At 74.0% G+C, this 21,962-nt stretch carries 18 protein-coding genes; 14 read left to right on the forward strand and 4 right to left on the reverse strand.

The features are described from left to right. Positions 1-9: 9 nt before the first annotated feature. The gene (locus SNE206_RS22725; protein ID WP_407915318.1) at positions 10-1,152 is read right to left on the reverse strand and encodes a trypsin-like serine peptidase; all 1,143 of its coding nucleotides are present in this window, start codon (positions 1,150-1,152) and stop codon (positions 10-12) included. Positions 1,153-1,461: 309 nt separating this feature from the next. On the opposite strand from SNE206_RS22725, the gene SNE206_RS22730 reads away from it, so the two are divergent. From SNE206_RS22730 to SNE206_RS22740, 3 genes are all read left to right on the forward strand, one after another. Next, positions 1,462-3,279, forward strand: coding sequence for an IucA/IucC family protein (locus tag SNE206_RS22730; RefSeq protein ID WP_407915319.1), 1,818 nt, complete (start codon positions 1,462-1,464; stop codon positions 3,277-3,279). Next, positions 3,276-5,348: a GNAT family N-acetyltransferase gene (locus tag SNE206_RS22735; protein ID WP_407915320.1), complete on the forward strand. Its 2,073-nt coding sequence runs from the start codon at positions 3,276-3,278 to the stop codon at positions 5,346-5,348. Before SNE206_RS22730 ends, SNE206_RS22735 begins: the two co-directional genes overlap by 4 nt. Positions 5,349-5,429: 81 nt before the next feature. Continuing rightward, a complete protein-coding gene (locus SNE206_RS22740) occupies positions 5,430-7,523 on the forward strand; it encodes an ATP-dependent DNA helicase (protein ID WP_407915321.1) in 2,094 nt (697 codons plus the stop codon). A 132-nt stretch (positions 7,524-7,655) separates the two neighbouring features. On the opposite strand, the gene lexA is transcribed toward SNE206_RS22740, so the two are convergent. Next, positions 7,656-8,393 carry a transcriptional repressor LexA gene (gene lexA, locus SNE206_RS22745; RefSeq protein WP_405015383.1) on the reverse strand — a complete coding sequence of 246 codons (738 nt, stop codon included), beginning with the start codon at positions 8,391-8,393 and terminating at the stop codon, positions 7,656-7,658. Between the two features lie 468 nt (positions 8,394-8,861). Here lexA and nrdR point away from each other — a divergent pair, with 468 nt between their 5' ends. Continuing rightward, the gene (gene nrdR, locus SNE206_RS22750; RefSeq protein WP_407915322.1) at positions 8,862-9,359 is read left to right on the forward strand and encodes a transcriptional regulator NrdR; all 498 of its coding nucleotides are present in this window, start codon (positions 8,862-8,864) and stop codon (positions 9,357-9,359) included. Between the two features lie 184 nt (positions 9,360-9,543). Next, positions 9,544-12,600, forward strand: a complete 3,057-nt coding sequence (locus tag SNE206_RS22755) for a vitamin B12-dependent ribonucleotide reductase (protein ID WP_407915323.1) — start codon at positions 9,544-9,546, stop codon at positions 12,598-12,600. On the opposite strand, the gene SNE206_RS22760 is transcribed toward SNE206_RS22755, so the two are convergent. After that, positions 12,518-14,020: a DHA2 family efflux MFS transporter permease subunit gene (locus tag SNE206_RS22760; RefSeq protein ID WP_407915324.1), complete on the reverse strand. Its 1,503-nt coding sequence runs from the start codon at positions 14,018-14,020 to the stop codon at positions 12,518-12,520. The genes SNE206_RS22755 and SNE206_RS22760 overlap by 83 nt on opposite strands. 75 nt (positions 14,021-14,095) lie before the next feature. Continuing rightward, positions 14,096-14,584: a MarR family winged helix-turn-helix transcriptional regulator gene (locus tag SNE206_RS22765; protein WP_407915325.1), complete on the reverse strand. Its 489-nt coding sequence runs from the start codon at positions 14,582-14,584 to the stop codon at positions 14,096-14,098. A gap of 201 nt (positions 14,585-14,785) precedes the next feature. Here SNE206_RS22765 and SNE206_RS22770 point away from each other — a divergent pair, with 201 nt between their 5' ends. The 9 genes from SNE206_RS22770 to SNE206_RS22810 all read left to right on the forward strand — a co-directional run bounded on the left by SNE206_RS22770 (position 14,786) and on the right by SNE206_RS22810 (position 21,836). After that, positions 14,786-15,112 carry a hypothetical protein gene (locus SNE206_RS22770; protein ID WP_407915326.1) on the forward strand — a complete coding sequence of 109 codons (327 nt, stop codon included), beginning with the start codon at positions 14,786-14,788 and terminating at the stop codon, positions 15,110-15,112. A 71-nt stretch (positions 15,113-15,183) separates the two neighbouring features. After that, a complete protein-coding gene (locus SNE206_RS22775; protein ID WP_405011342.1) occupies positions 15,184-15,417 on the forward strand; it encodes a helix-turn-helix domain-containing protein in 234 nt (77 codons plus the stop codon). A 2-nt stretch (positions 15,418-15,419) separates the two neighbouring features. Then, positions 15,420-15,956: a Clp protease N-terminal domain-containing protein gene (locus SNE206_RS22780; RefSeq protein WP_407915327.1), complete on the forward strand. Its 537-nt coding sequence runs from the start codon at positions 15,420-15,422 to the stop codon at positions 15,954-15,956. A gap of 348 nt (positions 15,957-16,304) precedes the next feature. Then, on the forward strand, positions 16,305-17,954 hold the full coding sequence (locus SNE206_RS22785; RefSeq protein ID WP_407915328.1) for an ATP-binding protein: 1,650 nt from the start codon (positions 16,305-16,307) through the stop codon (positions 17,952-17,954). Further along, a complete protein-coding gene (locus SNE206_RS22790) occupies positions 17,954-18,367 on the forward strand; it encodes a roadblock/LC7 domain-containing protein (RefSeq protein WP_407915329.1) in 414 nt (137 codons plus the stop codon). The genes SNE206_RS22785 and SNE206_RS22790 overlap by 1 nt, the downstream gene beginning before the upstream one ends. Continuing rightward, positions 18,364-18,726, forward strand: a complete 363-nt coding sequence (locus SNE206_RS22795) for a DUF742 domain-containing protein (protein WP_407915330.1) — start codon at positions 18,364-18,366, stop codon at positions 18,724-18,726. The genes SNE206_RS22790 and SNE206_RS22795 overlap by 4 nt, the downstream gene beginning before the upstream one ends. Beyond that, complete coding sequence (locus SNE206_RS22800; RefSeq protein WP_407915331.1) at positions 18,707-19,330, forward strand: GTP-binding protein; 624 nt, start codon at positions 18,707-18,709, stop codon at positions 19,328-19,330. The genes SNE206_RS22795 and SNE206_RS22800 overlap by 20 nt, the downstream gene beginning before the upstream one ends. After that, the gene (locus SNE206_RS22805; RefSeq protein WP_407915332.1) at positions 19,327-20,574 is read left to right on the forward strand and encodes a cytochrome P450; all 1,248 of its coding nucleotides are present in this window, start codon (positions 19,327-19,329) and stop codon (positions 20,572-20,574) included. The genes SNE206_RS22800 and SNE206_RS22805 overlap by 4 nt, the downstream gene beginning before the upstream one ends. Positions 20,575-20,633: 59 nt before the next feature. Next, positions 20,634-21,836, forward strand: a complete 1,203-nt coding sequence (locus tag SNE206_RS22810) for a cytochrome P450 (protein ID WP_407915333.1) — start codon at positions 20,634-20,636, stop codon at positions 21,834-21,836. The last annotated feature ends 126 nt before the right edge of the window (positions 21,837-21,962 follow it).

Consider the following 21,962-nt stretch of genomic DNA (forward strand, 5'->3'; position numbering starts at 1 on the left):
CGGTGCGGGTCACTTCTGCGCGATGTACGCCAGGGCCTGCCGCGCGACGCTCTCCAGGTACGGCCCGCTCAGCGTGGTGTGCGCCGACGTGCCGATCGAGGTGTTGCTGACCAGCGCCGGACGGCCGTCCGGCATCGGCGCGAACCAGCCCCCGCCGCTCGCCCCCGCCGTCATCGTGCAGCCGATGGTGAGCATCGCCGGCCGGGCCGGGTCGAAGGACAGCCGGGAGGGCCGCCCGCCGTCGCAGCGGTCCAACTCCTGGCCGTTGAAAGGCTTCACGGCCGGATACCCCCACGCCGAGACCGAGAGCTTCTCCCGCGGGGCGTCGAACCACACCGGCACGGCACCACCGATCGTCTCCTCCAGCGACGCCGCCCCGCCGTCCGGGCTGTGCACGCGCAGCACCGCGAAGTCGTACTGGTTGGCGGCATCGCCGCTGTGGCCGCCCTCGACCGTCCACAGCGGCGAGGTGATGACCTTGTCGGCCCACCACTGGCCGAGCGGGGCGACCTGCGCCAGCGTCGCCCTGTGCCCACCGCTCGCCGCCCCGGAACTGTTGTACGCGGGAACGAAGATGAGGTTCCTGAACCAGTCCCCGCCCTTGCCCTCGTGCACGCAGTGCGCGGCCGTCCACACGAGGTTCGACTTCCCCGGGTGCGCCGGATCCTCGACCACGGTCGCCGAGCACTGGCCGATCCCGCCGCCCGGTGCCGTCGAGAACACCTTCCCCGACGCCGGGTACTGCGTGTACGGGCGCGCCACCGGCACCGCCGCCACCGGGGCGGGGTCCGGCTCGGTGCCGTTGTCGCCCGCCGGCGGGGGAGCGGCCGGCGGCGCGGGCTGCTGCGGCTGCGCCGCGTCCATCCGGTCCGGGCTCCACAGGTCCCTGACCACCGGGTTGCGGAAGACGTGCTTCGACGCCCAGTTGTCCCAGTCGGCGAACTTCCAGCGCCTCAGCTCGTCCCAGCTCCGGGGCAGCCCGGCGAGCAGCCCCGGCGGCACGTCGTTCGGCAGCCGGATCCGGCCCGCCTGCGCCCCCGACGCACTGCTCGACGCGGTCGCGCCCCCGCCCACCGGCGTGCACGCCCCCACCGCGAGCACCAGTACGGCGGCGAACGCCGCCACCGGCCCCACCCGTCGGATCCGCCCCATCCCCAAGCCCCCTGACGCCCTCGCGGCCCGCATCGACCGCCGGTGCAGTCTCCCACCGCGGCGGGCCCGGACGGGCAGCCCCGCACCGGCCCGCCGCGCGAGGTCACCCAACCGTGATCCGGGCACACCGTCAGCCCGAACCACCCCCACGGGTGAGTGCGGAGCGGGAGTTCACCACAACGAGTGAGGTGATCTTGTGATCCCCCGGTCGAGATAGGTACGGCTTACCTGTCGCCTTCCGGGTGCGCGCCCCCTCCGCACCCGCTCGACCCCCCACGCGCCCGCCCACGGGCGCCCGAAGGAGCAGCCTTGAGCACCGCCCTCACCGGAGCCCCGCCCACCGCCCTGCTGCCCGGCCCCGCCGCACCCCGCCACGCGCCCGCCACGGCCGAGGACCCGCTGCTCCACCCCGACCCGGCCGTCGCCGCCGAACACGCCGGCGCCGAAGCCGTGCTGCGCTGCTGGGCCCGCGAGACCGGGGCCCTCCCGGACACCGCCGGACGCCTCACCGTGCCCGTCCTCGGCGGTGCCGCCCAGCTCGTGGCCCCCGTCCGGTACTGGTCCGCCTGCGGCCGCCACCGGTTCGGCCCGGTCGTGCTCGGCACCGGCCCGGGCGGCCCCGCCGCACCGGTCGACGCCGTCACCGTGACCGCCCTCCTCGCCCGCACCCTCGCGGACGGCCCCGCCCCCGGCCGCGCCGCGGACCCCGGCCGGGCCGCCGACCTCGTCGCCCGGGTCGCCGACTCCGTCGCCCGGACGGCCGAGATCCTCGACCACCGGCGCACCGCCGTCCCCCCGCCCGGCACCACCCCCTTCCTCCGGGCCGAACAGGCCCTGCTGCTCGGGCACCCGCTGCACCCCACCCCGAAGAGCCGCGACGGACTCGGCCCCGCCGAGAGCCGCGCCTACGCCCCCGAACTCCACGGCGCCTTCCGGATGCACTGGTTCGCCGTCGACCGCTCCCTGCTCGCCGCCGACTCCGCCGACGGCCTCCCCGCGGACCGCATCACCGCGGCCCTGCTCGGCGACGGAACCCCGCTTCCCCCCGGCACCGCGGCCCTGCCCCTGCACCCCTGGCAGGCCCGCGACCTCACCCTGCGGCCCGCCGTCGCCGCCCTCCTCGACCGCGGACTGCTGCACGACCTCGGCCCGCACGGCGACCCCTGGCACCCCACCTCCTCGGTGCGGACCGTCACCCGCCCCGGCACCCCGTGGATGCTCAAGCTCTCGCTCGGCCTGCGGATCACCAACTCCCGCCGCGAGAACCTCCGCAAGGAACTCCACCGCGGCACCGAGGTGCACCGCCTGCTGGAGAACGGCCTCGGCGCCTCGTGGCAGGCCGCCCACCCCGGCTTCGACATCGTCCGCGACCCGGCCTGGATCGGCGTCGACCACCCCGCCCTGGGCGACCCCAGCGGACTCGACACCGTGCTCCGCCGCCAGCCGTTCGGGCCCGACGAGCGGGCGCTGTGCGTCGCCGGACTCCTCGCCGAGCAGCCCGCCGACGGCGGCGCGTCCATGCTCGGCCGCCTCGTCTCCGGGCTCGCCGCCCGCAGCGGGCGCACCTCCGCGACCGTCACCGCCGAGTGGTTCCTGCGCTACCTCGACGCCGTCGTCCTGCCCGTCCTCTGGCTCGACGGCCGGGCCGGGGTCGCCCTGGAGGCCCACCAGCAGAACACCCTCGTGCTGCTCGACCACGACGGCTGGCCCGTCGGCGGCCGCTACCGCGACAACCAGGGCTACTACTACCGCGACTCGCACGCGGACCGGCTCACCACGGCCCTGCCCGGACTCGGCGCCGCCAGCGACACCTTCCTCCCCGACCACGTCGTCGACCAGCACTTCGCCTACTACCTCGGCATCAACCACGTCCTCGGACTGATCGGCGCCCTCGGCGCCCAGGGACTCGCCGACGAAGCCCTGCTGCTCGCCGCCCTCCGCCGGTTCCTCGCCGGGCCGCGGGCCGCCGCCACCGGTTCCACCCTGCCCGCGCACCTGCTCGACGCCCCCACCTTGCGCTGCAAGGCGAACCTCCTCACCCGGCTCCACGGCCTCGACGAACTGGTCGGACCGGTCGAGACGCAGTCCGTCTACGTGACCGTCGCCAACCCCGTGGCCGCGGCGTGAGCCGCCGGTCCGGCAACCCCGCCGACGCCACCGGCACCGCACCGCCCGCCCGCCCGTCCGGCCCGTCCGCCGGAGCGGCCGAAGCCGCCGGGGCCGCCGGGGCCGTCCGCGCGGACCTGCCGGACGGGGCCGCCGGACGGCCCCCGATCGCCACCCCGGCCGGGGAGTTCCGGCTGCGACCCGTGCGCCTCCCCGACGACCTCCCGCTGCTCACCGGCTGGATGAACGATCCTGCCGTCGACGCCTACTGGCACCTCGCCGGCCCGCCGGACGGCACCGAGCGCCACCTGCGCGCCCAACTCGACGGCGACGGCAGCAGCCTGCCCTGCATCGGCGTCCTCGACGGCACCCCCATGAGCTACTGGGAGGTCTACCGGGCCGACCTCGACCCGCTCGCCCGGCACTACCGGGCCGAACCCCACGACACCGGCCTCCACCTGCTCATCGGCACCGCCGCCGACCGCGGCCGCGGCCTCGGCAGCACCCTGATCGCGGCCGTCGCCGCACACCTCCTCGCCCACCGCCCGGGCTGCCGCAGGGTCGTCGCCGAACCGGACGTCCGCAACACCGCGTCCGTGCGGGCGTTCGCCGCCGCGGGCTTCCGCCGCACCGCCGACCTGCAGCTCCCCGACAAGCGCGCCGCCCTCATGGTGCGGCGCGCCCCCGAGCCGAGCCGCGCCGCGCCGGGCAGCCCGACCGCGGAACCGTACGACCTGCTCGGCATCGGCATCGGGCCGTTCAACCTGTCGCTCGCCGCGCTCGCCGACGGCGCGTCCGGGGTGGTCTCCGCGCTCTTCTGCGAGGCCGAACCCGCCTACCGCTGGCACCCCGGCATGCTCGTCGACGGCGCCCGGATGCAGGTGCCGTTCCTCGCCGACCTGGTCTCCCTCGTCGACCCGACCAGCCCCTGGTCCTTCCTCAACTACCTGCGGCAGCACGAGCGGCTCTACCCGTTCTACTTCGCCGAGCGCTCCCACCTCTCCCGCCGGGAGTACGTGCACTACTGCCGCTGGGCCGCCGACCGGCTGCCCAACTGCCGCTTCGGCGCACCCGTCACCGCCGTGCACTGGGACGCCCGCGACGCCGTCTTCACCGCCGAGGCCGCCGGCGAGCGGATCCGCGCCCGCAACCTCGTGCTCGGCGTCGGCACCGTGCCCGTCCGGCCGCAGGCCTTCGCCGCCCTGGCGGCACACCCGCAGGTCTGGCACTCCGCCGACTACCTCGAACGCCGCGCCGGCCTCTCCGCCGCCCGCGACATCACCGTCGTCGGCTCGGGACAGTCCGGGGCGGAGGTCTTCCTCGACCTCCTGCGCCACCGCGCCGACGACGGCACCCGGCTGCGCTGGCTCAGCCGCTCCCGCGCGCTCGCCCCCATGGAGTACTCCAAGCTCGGCCTGGAGCACTTCACCCCCGACTACACCCGCTACTTCCACGGCCTGCCGGCAGAGGTCCGCGACTCCCTGGTGCCCGCCCAGTGGCAGCTGCACAAGGCGGCCGGGGCCGAGACCCTCGCCGAGATCCACGAGCTGCTCTACGAGCGGTCGGTCGGCCGCCCGCCCGGCGGCGACCCGGTGGAGATCATGCCCGGCACCACCGTCGCCGACGCCAGGACCGGCCCCGGCGGGAGCCTCGAACTCCACTGCCGGCACACCGACTCCGGCGCCCGCCACCTCGTCCGCACCGACGCCGTCGTGCTCGCCACCGGCTACCGCGCCACCCGCCCCGCCGCCCTCGACCCCGTCGCCGGCCTGATCGACTGGGACGACCAGGGCCGCTACCGCGTCGACCTGCGGCACCGCGTCGCCACCCGGCCCGGCCTCTCCGGCGGCCTCTACGTGCAGAACGCCGAACTCCACACCCACGGCGTCGGCACCCCCGACCTGGGGCTCGGTGCCCACCGGGCGGCCGTGATCCTCAACGCCGTCGCCGGCAAGGAGCTCCACCCGCTCCCCGCCCGCACCGCCTGGACGTCCTTCGCCCCGCCCGGGCACCCGGCGGGGCCGCCGGACGGGCCGCCGGACGCCGTCCTGCCGCCGGGGGAGGCGGGCCGTGCCGCCGTCCGCCGCTGAGGCCCCCGCGGCTCCGCCCGCCCGCCGGTCCGCCACGGCGGAAGCCGATTGTCACAGCAGCGCCGTAGGGTGGTCGGCGTCATGACGAACGACTCCGAATCCCTGCCCCAGCCGGACGACGACACCCCGGCCCCCGTCCCGCGTGCCCGGATCCCCGAGCTGCTGCACGCCGCCGTCGCCTCCGTCGGCGGCGTGGAACGCCCCGGCCAGGTCAGGATGGCCGAGGCCGTCGCCGACGCGGTCGACGAGGGCGAGCACCTGCTCGTCCAGGCCGGCACCGGCACCGGCAAGTCCCTCGCCTACCTGGTGCCCGCCCTCGCGCACGGCGATCGGGTGGTCGTCGCGACCGCCACCCTCGCCCTGCAACGGCAGCTCGTCGAACGCGACCTGCCGCGCACCGTCGATGCCCTGCACCCGGTGCTGCGCCGCCGGCCGCTCTTCGCGATGCTCAAGGGCCGCTCCAACTACCTCTGTCTGCACCGCGTGCACGAGGGCACCCCGGCGGACGAGGGCGAGGGCCTCTTCGACGCCGCAGAGGTGCTGGGCGGGCCGAGCAGCAAACTCGGCCAGGACGTCCTGCGCCTGCGGGAGTGGGCCGAGGAGACGGACACCGGCGACCGCGACGACCTCTCCCCGGGCGTCTCCGACAAGGCGTGGGCCCAGCTCGCCGTCACCTCCTCGGAGTGCCTCGGCGCCACCAAGTGCCCCTACGGGCAGGAGTGCTTCGCCGAGGCCGCCCGCGAGCGCGCCAAGCTCGCGGACGTGGTGGTGACCAACCACGCCATGCTCGCGATCGACGCGATCGAGGGCGCCCCGGTGCTGCCCGAGCACGGGCTGCTCATCATCGACGAGGCCCACGAGCTGGTGAACCGGGTCACCGGTGCCGCCACCGCCGAGCTCACCGTGCACGCCGTCAACCGCGCCGTCCGGCGGGCCGCCAAGCTCGCCAACGAGAAGGCGGTCGACGCGCTGCAGGCCGCCGCGGAGAACTACCACGGGCTGATGGAGACGGCCCAGCCCGGCCGGATCGAGGAACTGCCCGAGTACCTCGCGTACGCCGTGGGCGGGATCCGGGACGCGTGCCGGCAGATCATCACCTCGCTCGGCGAGACGCGCGACAAGGCGCTCAGCGACGAGGACGCCGTGCGCAAGCAGGCGATGGCCTCCGCCGAGCACCTGCACGAGACCGCCGAACGCCTGCTGGAGGGCTCCGAGTACGACGTCGTCTGGATCGAGCGCAGCGACCGCTTCGGCATGGGCGCCGCCTCGCTGCGGGTCGCCCCGCTGAACGTCTCCGGGCTGCTCCGCGAGGGCCTCTACAAGGACCGCTCGGTCGTGCTGACGTCGGCCACGCTCAAGCTGGGCGGCGACTTCACCGGGGTCGCCGCCTCCGTCGGACTGCCCGGCGAGGGCCGGCTGCCGGACGAGCGTGCCGAGGGCGAGCCGCAGCCCCCGGCCGGGGACGACCCGCCGCTGCTCTGGCGCGGGCTGGACGTCGGCTCGCCGTTCACCTACCCGAAGCAGGGCATCCTCTACGTCGCCCGGCACCTGCCGCCGCCCGGCCGGGAGCCGGACCGCCCGGAGATGCTCGACGAGCTCGCCGAGCTGATCGGTGCGGCCGGCGGCCGCACACTCGGCCTGTTCTCCTCGATGCGGGCCGCCCAGGCCGCCGCGGAGGCGCTGCGCGAGCGGCTGGACAACCCGATCCTCCTGCAGGGCGAGGAGACCCTGGGCGAGCTGATCCGAACGTTCGCCTCGGACGCGGAGACGTGCCTCTTCGGCACGCTCTCGCTCTGGCAGGGCGTGGACGTGCCGGGTGCGGCCTGCCAGCTGGTCGTGATGGACCGCATCCCGTTCCCGCGGCCCGACGACCCGCTGATGAGCGCCCGTCAGAAGGCCGTCGAGGAGGCCGGCGGCAACGGCTTCATGGCGGTCGCCGCCACCCACGCGGCGCTGCTGATGGCGCAGGGCGCGGGGCGGCTGGTCCGGGCGGCGGAGGACAAGGGCATCGTCGCGGTGCTCGACCCGCGGCTGTCCACCGCCCGCTACGGCGGGTTCTTCCGCTCCTCGATGCCGGACTTCTGGTACACCACCGACCGCAACCAGGTGCGGCGGTCGCTCGCGGCGATCGACGCCGCGGCGCCGCCGGTGCGCCCGGTGGCGAAACGGGGCTGAGTGCACGGCAGGGCCCGGAAGGTGCGTGTGCGCCTTCCGGGCCCTGCCGTGTACCGGCGCTGCCGCCGGTGCTGCTGTCGAAGCCGCTGCGGGGTGTCGCGCGGGTCGGCGACGGGTGGGGCTCGTCGGCGGTCAGAGGCGGCGGAGCACCGCGACGACCTTGCCGAGGATGGTCGCGTTGTCGCCGGGGATCGGGTCGTACGCGGCGTTGTGCGGCATCAGCCAGATCTTCCCGTCCTCGCGCTTCAGGCGCTTGACGGTTGCTTCGCCGTCGATCATCGCGGCGACGATGTCGCCGTTCTCGGCGACCGGCTGGCGGCGCACGGTGACCCAGTCGCCGTCGCAGATCGCCGCCTCGATCATCGAGTCGCCGCGGACGGTCAGGGCGAACAGTTCGCCCTCGCCGACGAGCTGGCGCGGCAGCGGGAACACGTCCTCGACCGTCTGCTCGGCGAGGATCGGGCCGCCGGCGGCGATCCGGCCGACGAGCGGCACGTACGAGGTGGACGGCCGGCCGGCCGTCTCGGCGGTGTTGGGGCGGGCGACCTCGACGCCGCGGACCTCGTACGCGCGGGGACGGTGCGGGTCGCGGCGGAGGAAGCCCTTGCGCTCCAGGGCCATCAGCTGGTGGGCGACGGACGAGGTGGAGGACAGGCCGACGGCCTGGCCGATCTCCCGCATGGAGGGCGGGTAGCCCCGGCGCTGGACCGAGTCCCTGATGACTTCGATCACGCGGCGCTGGCGTTCGGTCAGTCCGGCCTCGTCGGTGCGGATGCCGGGGGGACGGCCGGGGAGGGAGCGGGTCGGGGTGGGCGCGCCGAGCACGGCATCCTGCACGGCAGCGTGCTCGATCGGCTGGCTACGGCTCATGCTGTGGTCCACGCCTTGCTGGTCCGTGGTGCGAGCGGAGCGCTCCTGCACCGGGATGGAGTTGCTCTTGAGTTCTACGGCGTTCATGGCGGCCCCTCTTGGACAGGCGTTTCTCCCTTGCCCCGCTCAACTGGTGCCCCTATCGAAAGGTTGCGCCAAACACACGTTCGAGTGAATTATTTAGCAGTCCGCTGACTCGATCAAGGCTTTGGGTGTACATCGATTAAATGTTCGACTCCGGCAGTCTATTTCACCCCTGCCGAAGATTTCGACCCGTCCGGTTCCGGGCCCCGTCGAAGCCCCCGGAAAGCCGCTCTCCCGTCCGGCGTGGCGTGCCCCCGGAGCCCAGATCTTGTGCCAGTCTCTCCGCTCAGGCCTACAGGTTGTGGTCGAGGTTGCCGTCGGCCCGCATCCATCGCGTAGAGTGTCGTGGTCCGCTGCTACGCCGCCAGAGAGGGAGTCCCCCCGGTGCACTGTCCCTTCTGCCGGCATCAGGACAGCCGTGTCGTGGACAGCCGTGCCAGTGACGACGGCAGTTCCATCCGCCGTCGCCGGCAGTGCCCCGACTGCGGTCGGCGGTTCACCACCGTCGAGACCGCGACCCTGATGGTGATCAAGCGCAGCGGCGTCACCGAGCCCTTCTCCCGGGAGAAGGTGATCTCGGGCGTCCGCAAGGCCTGCCAGGGCCGGCCGGTCACCGAGGACGCGCTCGCGCAGCTCGGCCAGCGGGTCGAGGAGTGCGTGCGCGCCTCCGGCAGCGCCGAGCTGTCCACCCACGACGTGGGTCTGGCCATACTCGGGCCGCTGAAGGAGCTCGACGTGGTCGCATACCTCAGGTTCGCGTCCGTGTACCGGGCCTTCGACGGCCTTGAGGACTTCGAGGCCGCCATCGCGGAGCTCCGCGCCGAACAGCCTTTCGTTCCGGAGTGCGGCACCGTGGTGCCGCCCCCCGCCGCCGCGCCCTGACCGGCGCGGCCCCCGGCCGTCCGCGGCCGGGCGTGCCCTCACCGACGGCACACAACACCACACATCGTGCGACAGCGGCCCGTGTCCGAGGCTGCCCGCACACCAGGAGAAGCGAACCACCGGGTGCCCCGTAAGCCGGAAGCATCGGGGCGTCCAGGGCGTTTGCCCAGGAGGAGGAGAAGAAGTGACAGACACGACGAGCGGTTCCGCACGCGGGTCGAAGTCCGAGAAGGCGGTCAAGGGGACCGGCAAGGCTCCCAAGGGCGGTCTGCGGATCGAGCGCATCTACACCACCCCTGGCGTCCACCCCTACGACGAGGTCACCTGGGCGCGCCGCGACGTCGTCATGACCAACTGGCGCGACGGCTCGATCAACTTCGAGCAGCGCGGCGTCGAGTTCCCCGACTCCTGGTCGGTCAACGCGGTCAACATCGTGACCTCGAAGTACTTCCGCGGCGCCGTGGGCACCCCGCAGCGCGAGTGGAGCCTCAAGCAGATCATCGACCGCGTGGTGCTCACCTACCGCGCGGCCGGCGAGAAGAACGGGTACTTCACGTCCCCGGACGACGCCGAGATCTTCGAGCACGAGCTGACCCACGCCCTCCTCCACCAGATTTTCAGCTTCAACTCGCCGGTCTGGTTCAACGTCGGCACCAAGCAGCCCCAGCAGGTGTCCGCCTGCTTCATCCTGGCCGTCGACGACTCCATGGAGTCGATCCTCGACTGGTACAAGGAAGAGGGCATGATCTTCAAGGGCGGTTCCGGCGCCGGCCTCAACCTCTCCCGCATCCGCTCCTCCAAGGAGCTCCTCTCCTCCGGGGGCAACGCCTCCGGCCCGGTGTCCTTCATGCGCGGCGCCGACGCCTCCGCCGGCACGATCAAGTCCGGCGGCGCCACCCGCCGCGCGGCGAAGATGGTCGTGCTCGACGTCGACCACCCGGACGTCGAGGCCTTCATCGAGACCAAGGTGAAGGAGGAGGAGAAGATCCGCGCCCTGCGGGACGCCGGCTTCGACATGGACCTGGGCGGCGACGACATCGCGTCCGTCCAGTACCAGAACGCCAACAACTCCGTCCGCGTCTCGGACGAGTTCATGACCGCGGTCGAGAACGGCACCGAGTTCGGCCTGCGCGCCCGCATGACCGGCGAGGTCATCGAGACCGTCGACGCCAAGAAGCTCTTCCGCAAGATGGCCGAGGCCGCCTGGGCCTGTGCCGACCCCGGCATCCAGTACGACTCGACCATCAACCGCTGGCACACCTGCCCGGAGTCCGGCCGCATCAATGCGTCCAACCCGTGCTCCGAGTACATGCACCTGGACAATTCCAGCTGCAACCTCGCCTCGCTCAACCTGATGAAGTTCCTGCGCGACGACGACACGTTCGACGCCGCGACCTTCGCCAAGGTCGTCGAGCTGGTCATCACCGCGATGGACATCTCCATCTGCTTCGCCGACTTCCCGACCGAGAAGATCGGCGAGACCACCCGCGCCTACCGCCAGCTCGGCATCGGCTACGCCAACCTCGGCGCCCTGCTGATGGCCACCGGCCACGCGTACGACTCCGAGGGCGGCCGCGCGCTCGCCGGCGCCATCACCTCGCTGATGACCGGCACCGCCTACCGCCGCGGCGCCGAACTCGCCGGTGTCGTCGGCCCGTACGACGGCTACGCCCGCAACGCGGCCCCGCACCAGCAGGTCATGCAGCAGCACGCCGACGCGAACGCCGCCTCCGTGGCCGTCGACGACCTCGACGCCCCGGTCTGGGCCGCCGCCACCGACACCTGGGGCGACGTGCTCCGCCTCGGTGCGCAGAACGGCTTCCGCAACGCGCAGGCGTCCGTGCTGGCCCCGACCGGCACGATCGGCCTGATGATGGACTGCGACACCACCGGTGTCGAGCCGGACCTCGCCCTGGTGAAGTTCAAGAAGCTCGTCGGCGGCGGTTCGATGCAGATCGTCAACGGCACCGTGCCGCGCGCCCTCCAGCGCCTCGGCTACCAGCCGGAGCAGGTCGAGGCGGTCGTCGCGCACATCGCCGAGAACGGCAACGTCATCGGCGCCCCCGGCCTCAGGGCCGCGCACTACGAGGTCTTCGACTGCGCGATGGGCGAGCGCTCCATCTCGCCGATGGGCCACGTGCGGATGATGTCGGCGATCCAGCCGTGGATCTCCGGCGCGATCTCGAAGACGGTCAACATGCCGGAGAACGCCACCGTCGAAGAGGTCGAGGAGATCTACTTCGAGGCGTGGAAGCTCGGCGTGAAGGCGCTCGCGATCTACCGCGACAACTGCAAGGTCGGCCAGCCGCTCTCCGCCAAGACCAAGACCCCCGCGGTCGAGGAGAAGCCGGCGGCGGCGCCCGTCGCCGCGGTCGAGAAGGTCGTCGAGTACCGCCCCGTCCGCAAGCGCCTCCCCAAGGGCCGCCCGGGCATCACCACCTCCTTCACGGTCGGCGGCGCCGAGGGCTACATGACGGCCAACTCCTACCCGGACGACGGCCTCGGCGAGGTCTTCCTCAAGATGTCGAAGCAGGGCTCGACCCTCGCGGGCATGATGGACGCCTTCTCCATCGCCGTCTCCGTCGGCCTGCAGTACGGCGTGCCGCTGGAGACCTACGTCTCGAAGTTCACCAACATGCGCTTCGAGCCGGCCGGTCTGACCGACGACCCGGACGTGCGGATGGCGCAGTCGATCGTCGACTACATCTTCCGCCGCCTGGCGCTCGACTTCCTGCCGTTCGAGACGCGTTCCGCGCTGGGCATCCACTCGGTGGAGGAGCGGACCCGCCACCTGGAGACCGGCTCCTACGAGCCCGTCGAGGAGGACGTCGACGTCGAGGGCCTCGCGCAGTCCGCGCCGCTCGCCGCCCCCAAGGCGGTGGAGCCCGTGGCCGAGAAGCCGAAGGCCGTCCCGGCGAAGGCCCACAACTCCACGGAGCTCGTGGAGATCCAGCTCGGCCTCAACGCCGACGCGCCGCTCTGCTTCTCCTGCGGCACGAAGATGCGCCGCGCCGGCAGCTGCTACCTCTGCGAGGGCTGCGGCTCCACCGCTCCTCCCGTTCGTGCTGCCTGCTGCGGGGGCGGAGGACCACCGCCGGCGGCGGCGGGGGACGAGGGCCGTCCCCCGCCGCCCCCGGCGTCTCCGGGCCGTCCGCGGATCACCGGCGGGCGGCCTCCGGGGTGCCGTGCCGGCCCGGACCGGCGGCCAGGGGCGCCGGGCGGCGGAGCAGGACCGCGCTGACGACGAGGGCGGCGGCGAGGAGGCCGGCGCCGGTGCCGAAGGCGAGGTGGAACCCGGCCGTCAGGGCCTCGGCCCGGGCGTGGCCGTCGGCGGTGAGGCGGTCGGCGCGGGCGGTGGCGAGGCTGGAGAGGACGGCGACGCCGAGCGCGGCGCCGACCTGCTGCGTGGTGTTGAAGAGGCCGGACGCCGCTCCGGCGTCCTCGGGCCCGGCGCCGGACATGCCGAGCACGGTGAGGCCGGAGAGGACGAGCCCGCCGCCGCCGGCGAGCAGCATGGTGGGCAGCAGGTGCAGTGCGTAGTCGGCGTGCACGGGGAGTCGTGCGAGCAGGGCGAGGGCGGCGGTCAGCAGGGTGAGCCCGGCGAGCAGGGTGGCGCGTTCGCCGAAGCGGGCGTTGAGCCGGGCGGAGAGGCCGAGCGAGACGCCGCCGATGAGGACGGCTGCGGGGAGCAGGGCGAGACCGGTGGCGAGCGGGCCGTAGCCGAGGACGTTCTGCAGGTAGAGGGCCGTGAGGATCTGGAAGCCGAACATCGCGGCGATGGCGAGCACCTGGACGAGGTTGGCGACGGTGACGTTGCGGGAGCGGAACATGCGGAGCGGCAGGAGCGGCCGGTCGGTGGTGGCCTGACGGGCGACGAACGCGCCGAGCAGGGCGGCGGAGACGCCTGCCTCGCCGAGGGTGCGGGGGGAGGTCCAGCCGTGGGCGGCGGTCCCGACGACGGTGTGGACGGTGAGCATCAGGCCGGCGGTGACCAGCAGGGCGCCGAGGAGGTCGGTGTGTCCGCCGGACAGGCCGGGCCCGCGGTCGTCGGCGAGGACGCGCAGGGCGACGAGGGCGGCGGTGAGCCCGATCGGCAGGTTGACGAAGAAGATCCAGTGCCAGTCGGCGGCCTCGGTGAGGATGCCGCCGAGGACCTGGCCGATGGAGGCGCCGGTGGCTCCGACGAAGCTGAACGCGCCGATGGCGCGGGCCCGTTCGGCGGGTTCGGGGAAGAGCGTGACGATCATGCCGAGGCTGACGGCGGAGGCCATGGCGCCGCCGGCGCCCTGTCCGAACCGGGCTGCCACCAGCATCTCGCGGCTGGTGGCGAGGCCGCAGAGCAGCGAGGCGAGGGTGAAGACGGCGATTCCGGCGACGAAGATCCGGCGGCGGCCGAGGAGGTCGCCGAGGCGTCCGGCGAGGAGGAGCAGGCCGCCGAAGGCGATGGCGTAGGCGTTGACCGTCCAGGTGAGGTCGGCGGGGGAGAAGTCCAGGTCGCGCTGGATGGCCGGGAGGGCGACGGTGACGATGCTGCCGTCCAGGATGACCATGAGCATGCCTGCGCAGAGCACCGCGAGGGCCGCCCGGCGTGAGGCGGCGGGCGCCTCGGAGGGCCGCGGACGGGGGGTGGGGCGCGGGGTGGTGAGGGCGTGCGGGCGCATGGCGTCGCCTCCTGCTTCGTCGGGAACAGGTGAGACGCTAGCAGATGGTTTTGTATGGGACTATCTTTTTCGGGATCAGCTTCGGGCCCGGCGCGCCCGCCGCACCGGGCGGTCGGACTCCACCGGGGTGGCGAGGATGCCCTCCGACAGTCTCGCCAGCGCCCGGGCGAACACCTCCCGCTCGTCGCCGGGCAGGGCGTCGAGCACCTCCTGGTGCACCCGGTCGGCGATCCCCGCGCCCTCGGTCACGGCCACCTCGCCGGCCGGGGTGACGTGGATGATCCGTGCCCGGCGGTCGGTGGTGGACGGCCGCCGCTCGGCCAGTCCGGCCTGTTCGAGCTCGTCCACCGTGACGACCATCGTGGTCTTGTCGAGGTCCGAGAGCTCGGCGAGCTGGATCTGGGTGCGCTCCTCCTCCAGGGCGTGGTGGAGGACGCAGAAGGCGCGCGGTGTGATGCCGAGCTCGCCGAAGGCGGCCGTCATCCGGGTGGCGAGGACGTGGCTCGTGTGGGCCAGCAGGGCCGAGACGTCGGTGACCTGGGGGCCTGGGGTGCTCGGGCTCATGCTGCGAGGGTAGCAATTCCGGACGGTCCGGGATTATCCCGTCATGGACGTTCCGTCCCGGTGCTGCGGGGGCCGTCGCCGCCCGGGCCGTGGCGCGGGGGCGGGGTGGCCGCCGGACGCATTTGTTGGCATGTTACTGACGAACGCGGGGCGCCGGGGGAGCGCGCGGAAGCAGGCTCGACTTCTGGAGGTGGCGGCAGGATGAGCTTCGGTTGGCATGCGCGCCGGGTGGCGGACCCGGCACTGCCGCTGCGGGCGCGGGTGGCGGCGCTGCGCTCGTGCGTGCAGCTGTACCGGCCGCTCGGTTTCCACGGCACGCTCGACCGCCTGGCCGGGCTGGCCGGTCCGTACCAGCGGGACGAGGCCGCGCTGCTGCGTGCGCTGGCCGTGCTGGAGGCGGACCGGGCGCGCTGGCTGGCGGAACTGGAGGCGTACGCCCGCTCGCGGCGGACCGGCAAGCGCCGCGGTCGAAGAATGCCGGCGGACGGCGAGCGGAACCCCAACGACCGGGCCCACTGGTCGACGTAGCGCGGCGGGCGGCGCCGGCGCAGGCGTCAACCTGGGTTGACATGCGGGAGATGTCAACCTAGGTTGACAGCATGAGCGAGACGAAACAGCTCGCGGCGGACGCGAGCAGCCGCGACCCCGCGATCGGCCTCCGGGCCGTCCGGGCCCTGCGCGACCTCGCCGACCGGCTGGAGGACCTCCAGGTCGGCAACGCCCGCGCGCAGGGATGGTCCTGGCAGGAGATCGCCTCCTGCCTGGGTGTCAGCCGGCAGGCGGTGCACAAGAAGTACGCACGCCGGATCTTCGGTTCGAGAGAGGAGGGCTGACCGTGTTCGAACGGTTCACCGACAGCGCACGACGCGTCGTGGTGCAGGCCCAGCAGGAAGCACAGGAACTCCGGCACGAGCGGGTGGGCACCGAGCACCTCCTGCTCGCCTTGGTCCGCGAACCCGCCACCCCGGTGGCCGGGTTGCTGGCCGGCGTCGGCCTCGACCACCCTGCCGTCCGCGCCGACGTGCGGCGGCTGGCCGGCGGCGACGTCGACGGCCCGGCCCTGGCCGCCATCGGCGTCGACCTGGACGCCGTCCGGGAAGCCGTCGAATCGGCCTTCGGAGAAGGGGCGTTGGAGCGGAAGCCGGCCACCGGACGGCGCGAGCGCACCCGCAGCAGGTTCGCGGCCGACGCCCGCCGGACGCTGGAGCTCTCGCTGCGCGAGACGGTCCGGCTCAAGGGCCTCGAGATCTCCGACGGCCACATCCTGCTCGGCCTGCTGAGGGAGGAGCAGGGCCTCGGCGGCCGGGTGATCTCCGGCCGCGGCGTGGACGTCGTCCGGCTCCGCCAGGAGGTGGAGGCCGCTCTCGCCTGATCCGGGCCGCCGCCCGTCCGCCCCCGTCGGGGTGCGGGCGGGAGCGGGTGGATGCGGGCGGGCGGGCGCGGTCGGGAGCGGTCGGTCGGCGGCCGCGGGCCGACCGGCAGGCGGCGGCGGGATGGTGGATCCGTGGAGGCCTGGTGGAGGCCGTCGGGTGGTGCGGGCGCGGAGCGTCCGGAAGCGCGACGGGCAGTCAACTCGCGCGTCGAGGACCGAAGCTGAATGGTTATGATCTGCTGACCGCGTGTACCGATCAAATGCCCGGTGTGCGCCACGGGTGCGCCTCCGGTCGCCCGGCGCGCGGTCGTCCGTTCCGCAGCCGACGCCCGCACGAGGATCAGACTGATGAGAGCCCGCACGCGCCCCGCCCGGGCAGCGACCCAGGGACACGACAGCGGGCCCGCGATCCGGGCCGCGGCCGGGATCGTCCTCGGAGCCGGGGCCGCCGCGGCCGCCCTCGCCCTCACCCCCTCCGCCCACCGCGCGGCCGTCGCCGGAGCCCTGGCCGTCACCACCGCCCTCTGGTGCCTCCTGGTGTGGCACGCCGCCCGCCTCGACGGCCGGGCCCGGCAGGCCGAGCGCCTGCTCGCCGACACCCGCCGCGAACTCGCCGGGCACACCGCCGCCGCAGGCACCCTGCACGCCGAACTCAACGCCGCCCACACCACCGCGGGCTCCCTCCGGGCCGCCCTCGTCACCGCCCAGGCGGAGGCCCGCGAGGACCGCGCAGGCCTCGCGCACGCCCACGCCGTCGAGGAATCCCTGCGCACCGAACTCGCCGGCCTGCACGAGGCGCACACCGCCGCCGTCCGCGAGCGCACCGAACTCACCGCGCTGCGCGACACGGTGCTGCCCGACGTGGTCACCCGCCTGCGCGCCGGAGCCTCGGTCGACGCCGTGCTCGCCCGGCACGACCTCCCCGTGCACCACGCGCTGCTGCGCCGCATCGCCGTCGAGGTCTCCCGCGGCGAGCGCCAGCGGGCCGCCGCCCTGGCCGTCTGCGCCACCGCCGCCGGACGCGTCCAGGCACTGGCCACCAGCATGCACGCCGAACTGCGCGAGATGCAGCACCGGCACGGCGACGACGTCCTCGGCGACCTCCTCGCCCTCGACCACTCCACCGCCCAGGTCGGCCGGATGGCCGACTCCATCGCCGTGCTCACCGGCGCCCGCTCCGGCCGCCGCTGGACGAAGCCGATCGGCGTCGAGTCGATCCTGCGCGGCGCCCTCGGCCGGATCGGCGCCTACCAGCGCGTCCGCCTGCACTCCGCCTCCACCGCCGCCGTCGCGGGCTTCGCCGCCGAGGGCGTCATGCACGCCCTCGCCGAACTCCTCGACAACGCGGCCAACTTCTCCGCCCCGCCGGCCGAGGTGCACGTCTACGTCGAGGAGGTGCACTCCGGCCTCGTCATCACCGTCGAGGACGGCGGCCTCGGCCTCAGCGAGAGCTGGCTGCGCCGCGCCGAACACGCCGTCTCGGCCGAGCCGCTGGACCTCACCGCACTCTCCGCCGGTACCCGGCTCGGCATGGCCGTCGTCGGCTCGCTGGCCCGCAAGCACGACCTGTCGATCTCCTTCCGGCCGTCCGCCCGCGGCGGCACGGGCGTCGTCGTGCTGATCCCCGAGCAGCTCGTCACCCACCCCGCCCCCGTGCTGACCAAGGCCCTCGCGGCGGCGCCCGACCGCCGCACCGCCACGCCCGCACTCCCCGCGGCCCGCCCGGCCCAGGCCGTCCGCCCGGCGCCGGAGACCGCACCGACCCCCGCCGGCGCCCGCACCGGGGCCGGCCACGACTCCCCGACCGCCCCCGGGACCGGCCTGCCGCAGCGTCGCCGCGGCCAGACCCTGGCGGCGGCCACCCCGGAGGCCGAGCCCACCCCGGCACCGCGCTCCGACCGCGCCGGAGCGGCCCTCTCGGCCGCCCGGTTCGGCGCCTTCCGCAAGGCCCTGCAAGGGGCCGAGTCCCCCGACGCCCATCCGAAGGACGATGCCTGATGAGCAGCAGCACCGACCGCGACCTCGACTGGCTCCTGGAGAACCTGCTGAGCGCCACCCCCGGTGCCCGGCACGCCCTGGTGCTCTCGGCCGACGGCCTGAAGCTCTGCCACACCGCCGGCCTCGGCGCCGACCGCGCCGACCAGCTCGCCGCCATCGCCTCCGGGATGCAGAGCCTCGCGCACGGCGCCTCGATGGAGTTCGGCGACCGCAGCGGCGGCGTCCGGCAGTCGATGACCGAGTTCCACGGCGGCATCCTGTGCATCGTCGCCGCCGGTGAGGGCGCCCACCTCGCCGTGGTCACCGACGACGACGCCGACGTCGGCGTCGTCGGGCACAACATGCAGGGGCTGATCGAGCAGATCGGGGTGTTCCTGAGCGCCCCGCCGCGCGAGATCGAGGCCGGGGTGTGACCCGGCGGCTGCCCGGCCGGGACGAGGACCCGGACCGGCTCTACACCGTGACCCGCGGCCGCAGCCGGCCGCCGGAGCACGCGTTCGACCTGGTGACGCTGATCGTCGCCGAGCAGGAGCCCGTGCCCGGCATGCAGTCCGAGCACGCCCGCATCCTCACCCTGTGCGCCGACCCGATCGCCGTCGTGGAGATCGCCGCCGAGCTCGGCCTGCCGGTCAGCGTGGTGAAGATCCTGCTCGGCGACCTGCTGGAGACGGGCCGGATCACCGCCCGCCATCCGCGGTTCGCGCCCACCAAGGCCCGGCTGCCCGACCTCGACACGCTGAAGCAGGTACTGCATGGTCTCCAACAGCTCTGACACCGCCGCCCCGGCCAGAGCACCGCTGAGCAGCACCGCGACGAACGGTCTGAAGATCGTCGTGGTGGGCGGCTTCGGCGTCGGCAAGACCACGCTCGTCGGCTCGGTGAGCGAGATCCGCCCGCTCAACACCGAGGAGACCATGACCCGGGCGGGGGAGGGCATCGACGACCTCTCCGGCATCCAGGGCAAGCGGTCGACCACGGTGGCCTTCGACTTCGGGCGCATCACGCTCAACGCCGAGAACGTGCTCTACGTCTTCGGCGCGCCCGGGCAGGAACGCTTCTGGTTCCTGTGGGACCGGCTCTTCAGCGGCGCGCTCGGCGCCGTCGTGCTGGTGGACACCCGCCGGCTGGAGGAGTCCTGGTACGCCATCGACCGGCTGGAGCACCACGGCACGCCGTTCGTGGTGGCCCGCAACAACTTCGGGCCGCAGGAGCACACCCTCGACGAGATCCGGGCCGCCCTCGACCTCGGGGCCCACGTGCCGCTGATCGACTGCGACGCCCGGGACCGCACGTCGAGCAAACAGGTGCTGATCGAGCTCGTCCGCCACCTGCAGCACCTGGCCCAGGCCCAGACCACCGGAGAGGACACCCCGTGACCGAGCCCGCGACCACCCCGCCGCCCGGCTGCCCGGCCCACGCGGACGCGGCGCCGCTGTACGGGCCGCGGTTCCAGACCGACCCGGGCGCCGTCTACCAGGAGCTGCGCGACCAGCACGGCCCGGTCGCCCCGGTGGAACTCGCCGGCGGCGTCCCGGCCTGGCTGGTCATCGGCTACCGCGAGCTCCAGCTCGTGACCGGCCGGCCCAAGGTGTTCGGCCGCGACTCCGCACGCTGGAACCAGTGGCCGCACATCCCCGAGGACTGGCCGCTCAAGCCGATGATGGCGCCCGTCCCGTCGATCCTCTACACGGAGGGCGCCGAGCACCAGCGCCGCAGCACCGCCGTGACCGACGCCCTGGCGGGCATCGACCCGTACGAGCTGCGCAGCATCTCCGAGGAGGTCGCGGACCGTCTCGTCGACGGCTTCGCGGGCCGCGGCGAGGTGGACCTCGTCGCCGAGTACGCGCACCGGATGCCGCTGATGGTCCTCTGCCGGGTGCTCGGCCTCGACGAGGACGAGGCGCCGGTGCTGATCAAGGGCCTGCTGGCGATGCTCGACGGCGGCGCCGACGCGCAGGAGGGCGCGCAGCAGCTGCTGTCCGTCATGCACGGCCTGGTGCGGCACCGCCGGGAGCGGCCCGCCGCCGACCTCGCGTCGCGGCTGCTGGGGCACGACGCCGGGCTCGACGACGACGAGGTGATGCGCGACCTGCGGGTGCTGCTCATCGCCGGCCACCAGCCGTGCGCGTACTGGATCTCCAACGCGCTGCGGCTCATGCTCACCGACGACCGCTTCGCCGCCTCGCTCTCCGGCGGACGGCGGTCGATCGGGCAGGCGCTCGGCGAGGCGCTCTGGGAGGACCCCCCGACGCAGATCTTCGCGGGCCGCTGGGCCACCCGGGACGTGCAGCTCGGCGGGCAGCAGATCGCCAGGGGCGACATGGTGCTGCTCGGCTTCGCCGGGGCCAACGCCGATCCGACGGTCCGCGACGACGCCGGCCGCCCCGCCGAGGGCAACCGCGCCCACCTGAGCTTCTCCCACGGCGACCACGGCTGCCCGTACCCGGCACGGGAGGCGGCCGAGGTGATCGCCGCCACGGCGATCGAGGTGCTGCTGGACCGCCTGCCGGACATCCGTCTCGCGGTCTCCGAGAGCGCCCTCGTGTGGCGTCCCTCGGCGTGGGTGCGCGGCCTGATGGCCCTGCCGGTGGCGTTCACCCCGGGCTACGTCGCGGGGTGACCCGGCAGGGCGAGGGCGGGAACGGGGGTTCCTGGAGTGACGATTCCCCTGGAGGGGCGATGACGGCCGAGCCGATCGTGATGGACCCGCTGGCGCGGGACAACGCCGCGGAGGGTGCGCTGCTGCGCGCCGCGGGCCCGGCGGTGCCGGTCGAGCTGCTGGGCGTGCGCGGCTGGGCGGTGACCCGGCACGAGGAGGCCCGGCAGCTGCTGACCGACGCCCGGCTGGTGAAGGACGCCACGCACTGGGGGGCGTACCGGAGGGGCGAGGTGCCGGCGACGTGGCCGCTGATCGGCCTCGCCGTCCCGGGCCCGTCGATGGTCACCACGGACGGCGCCGAGCACCGCCGCCTGCGGGCGATCGTCGCGCAGGCGTTCACCCCGCGGCGGGTCGAGCTGATGCGGCCCCGGATCGAGCGGATCACCGCCCGGCTGCTCGACGAGGTGGAGGCGGCCGGTCCGGTCGTCGACCTCAAGACGGCGTTCGCCTTCCCGCTGCCGATGTCGGTGATCGGCTGGCTGCTCGGCGTGCCGGAGGACGACCACGCGTACATCCGCGAGCTGTACGAGCGGTTCTTCTCCAGCACCACCCGGCCGGCGGACGTGCCGGCCACCATCGCGGCCCTCAACGTGCTCGTGGCGGACCTGGTGGCCCGCCGCCGTGCCGAGCCCGGCGACGACCTCGTCAGCGCGCTGCTGGCGGCCGACGTCGAGGGCGGCGCGCTGAGCGACGCGGAGGCCGCCGCCACCCTGCGGGTGATCATCGCGGCGGGGCACGAGACGACGGTCAACCTGATCACCAACGCGGTGCGGGCGCTCCTGGCGCATCCGGACCAGCTGGAGCTGGCCCGTGCGGGTGAGGTGGCGTGGTCCGCGGTGGTCGAGGAGTCGCTCCGCTGGACGCCTCCGACGAGCAACTTCCTGTTCCGTTTCACCACCGAGGACGTCGCGGTCGGGGAGACCGTGATCCCGGCCGGAGACGCGGTGCTGATCTCCTACAACGCCATCGGCCGCGACCCCCTGCAGCACGGCGTCACCGCCGAGCTGTTCGACGTCACCCGGGCCCCCTCCCGGCACCTGTCCTTCGGGCACGGCCCGCACGTGTGCCCGGGCTCCCCGCTGGCCCGGCTGGAGGCGGCCGTGGCGCTTCCCGCGCTGTTCGCGCGCTTCCCGCGGCTCCGGCTCGCGGTCGGCGAGGGAGATCTGCGGCCGAACCCGACGACGGTGGTCAACAGCCTGAGGGAGCTGCCCGTCCGGCTCTGACCGGCGCCGGAGGGCCGCCGGGGGCGGCGGTCCTCCAGCACGGCCGTGTTACGACCGGGACACTGCGTGATGAAGGTCGAACGTGGATCTTGGCGTGGGGTAACCCGTGAGTTAACGTCTTCAAGC

It is taken from the genome of Kitasatospora sp. NE20-6 (assembly GCF_045862635.1).

Bases quoted from the DNA above. Each gene is read 5' to 3' on its own strand.
- SNE206_RS22725 (WP_407915318.1), bottom strand. From the start codon at position 1,152: ATGGGGCGGATCCGACGGGTGGGGCCGGTGGCGGCGTTCGCCGCCGTA.
- SNE206_RS22740 (WP_407915321.1), top strand. From the start codon at position 5,430: ATGACGAACGACTCCGAATCCCTGCCCCAGCCGGACGACGACACCCCG.
- lexA (WP_405015383.1), bottom strand. From the start codon at position 8,393: ATGAGCCGTAGCCAGCCGATCGAGCACGCTGCCGTGCAGGATGCCGTG.
- SNE206_RS22760 (WP_407915324.1), bottom strand. From the start codon at position 14,020: ATGCGCCCGCACGCCCTCACCACCCCGCGCCCCACCCCCCGTCCGCGG.
- SNE206_RS22765 (WP_407915325.1), bottom strand. From the start codon at position 14,584: ATGAGCCCGAGCACCCCAGGCCCCCAGGTCACCGACGTCTCGGCCCTG.
- SNE206_RS22770 (WP_407915326.1), top strand. From the start codon at position 14,786: ATGAGCTTCGGTTGGCATGCGCGCCGGGTGGCGGACCCGGCACTGCCG.
- SNE206_RS22775 (WP_405011342.1), top strand. From the start codon at position 15,184: ATGAGCGAGACGAAACAGCTCGCGGCGGACGCGAGCAGCCGCGACCCC.
- SNE206_RS22785 (WP_407915328.1), top strand. From the start codon at position 16,305: ATGAGAGCCCGCACGCGCCCCGCCCGGGCAGCGACCCAGGGACACGAC.
- SNE206_RS22790 (WP_407915329.1), top strand. From the start codon at position 17,954: ATGAGCAGCAGCACCGACCGCGACCTCGACTGGCTCCTGGAGAACCTG.
- SNE206_RS22800 (WP_407915331.1), top strand. From the start codon at position 18,707: ATGGTCTCCAACAGCTCTGACACCGCCGCCCCGGCCAGAGCACCGCTG.
- SNE206_RS22810 (WP_407915333.1), top strand. From the start codon at position 20,634: ATGACGGCCGAGCCGATCGTGATGGACCCGCTGGCGCGGGACAACGCC.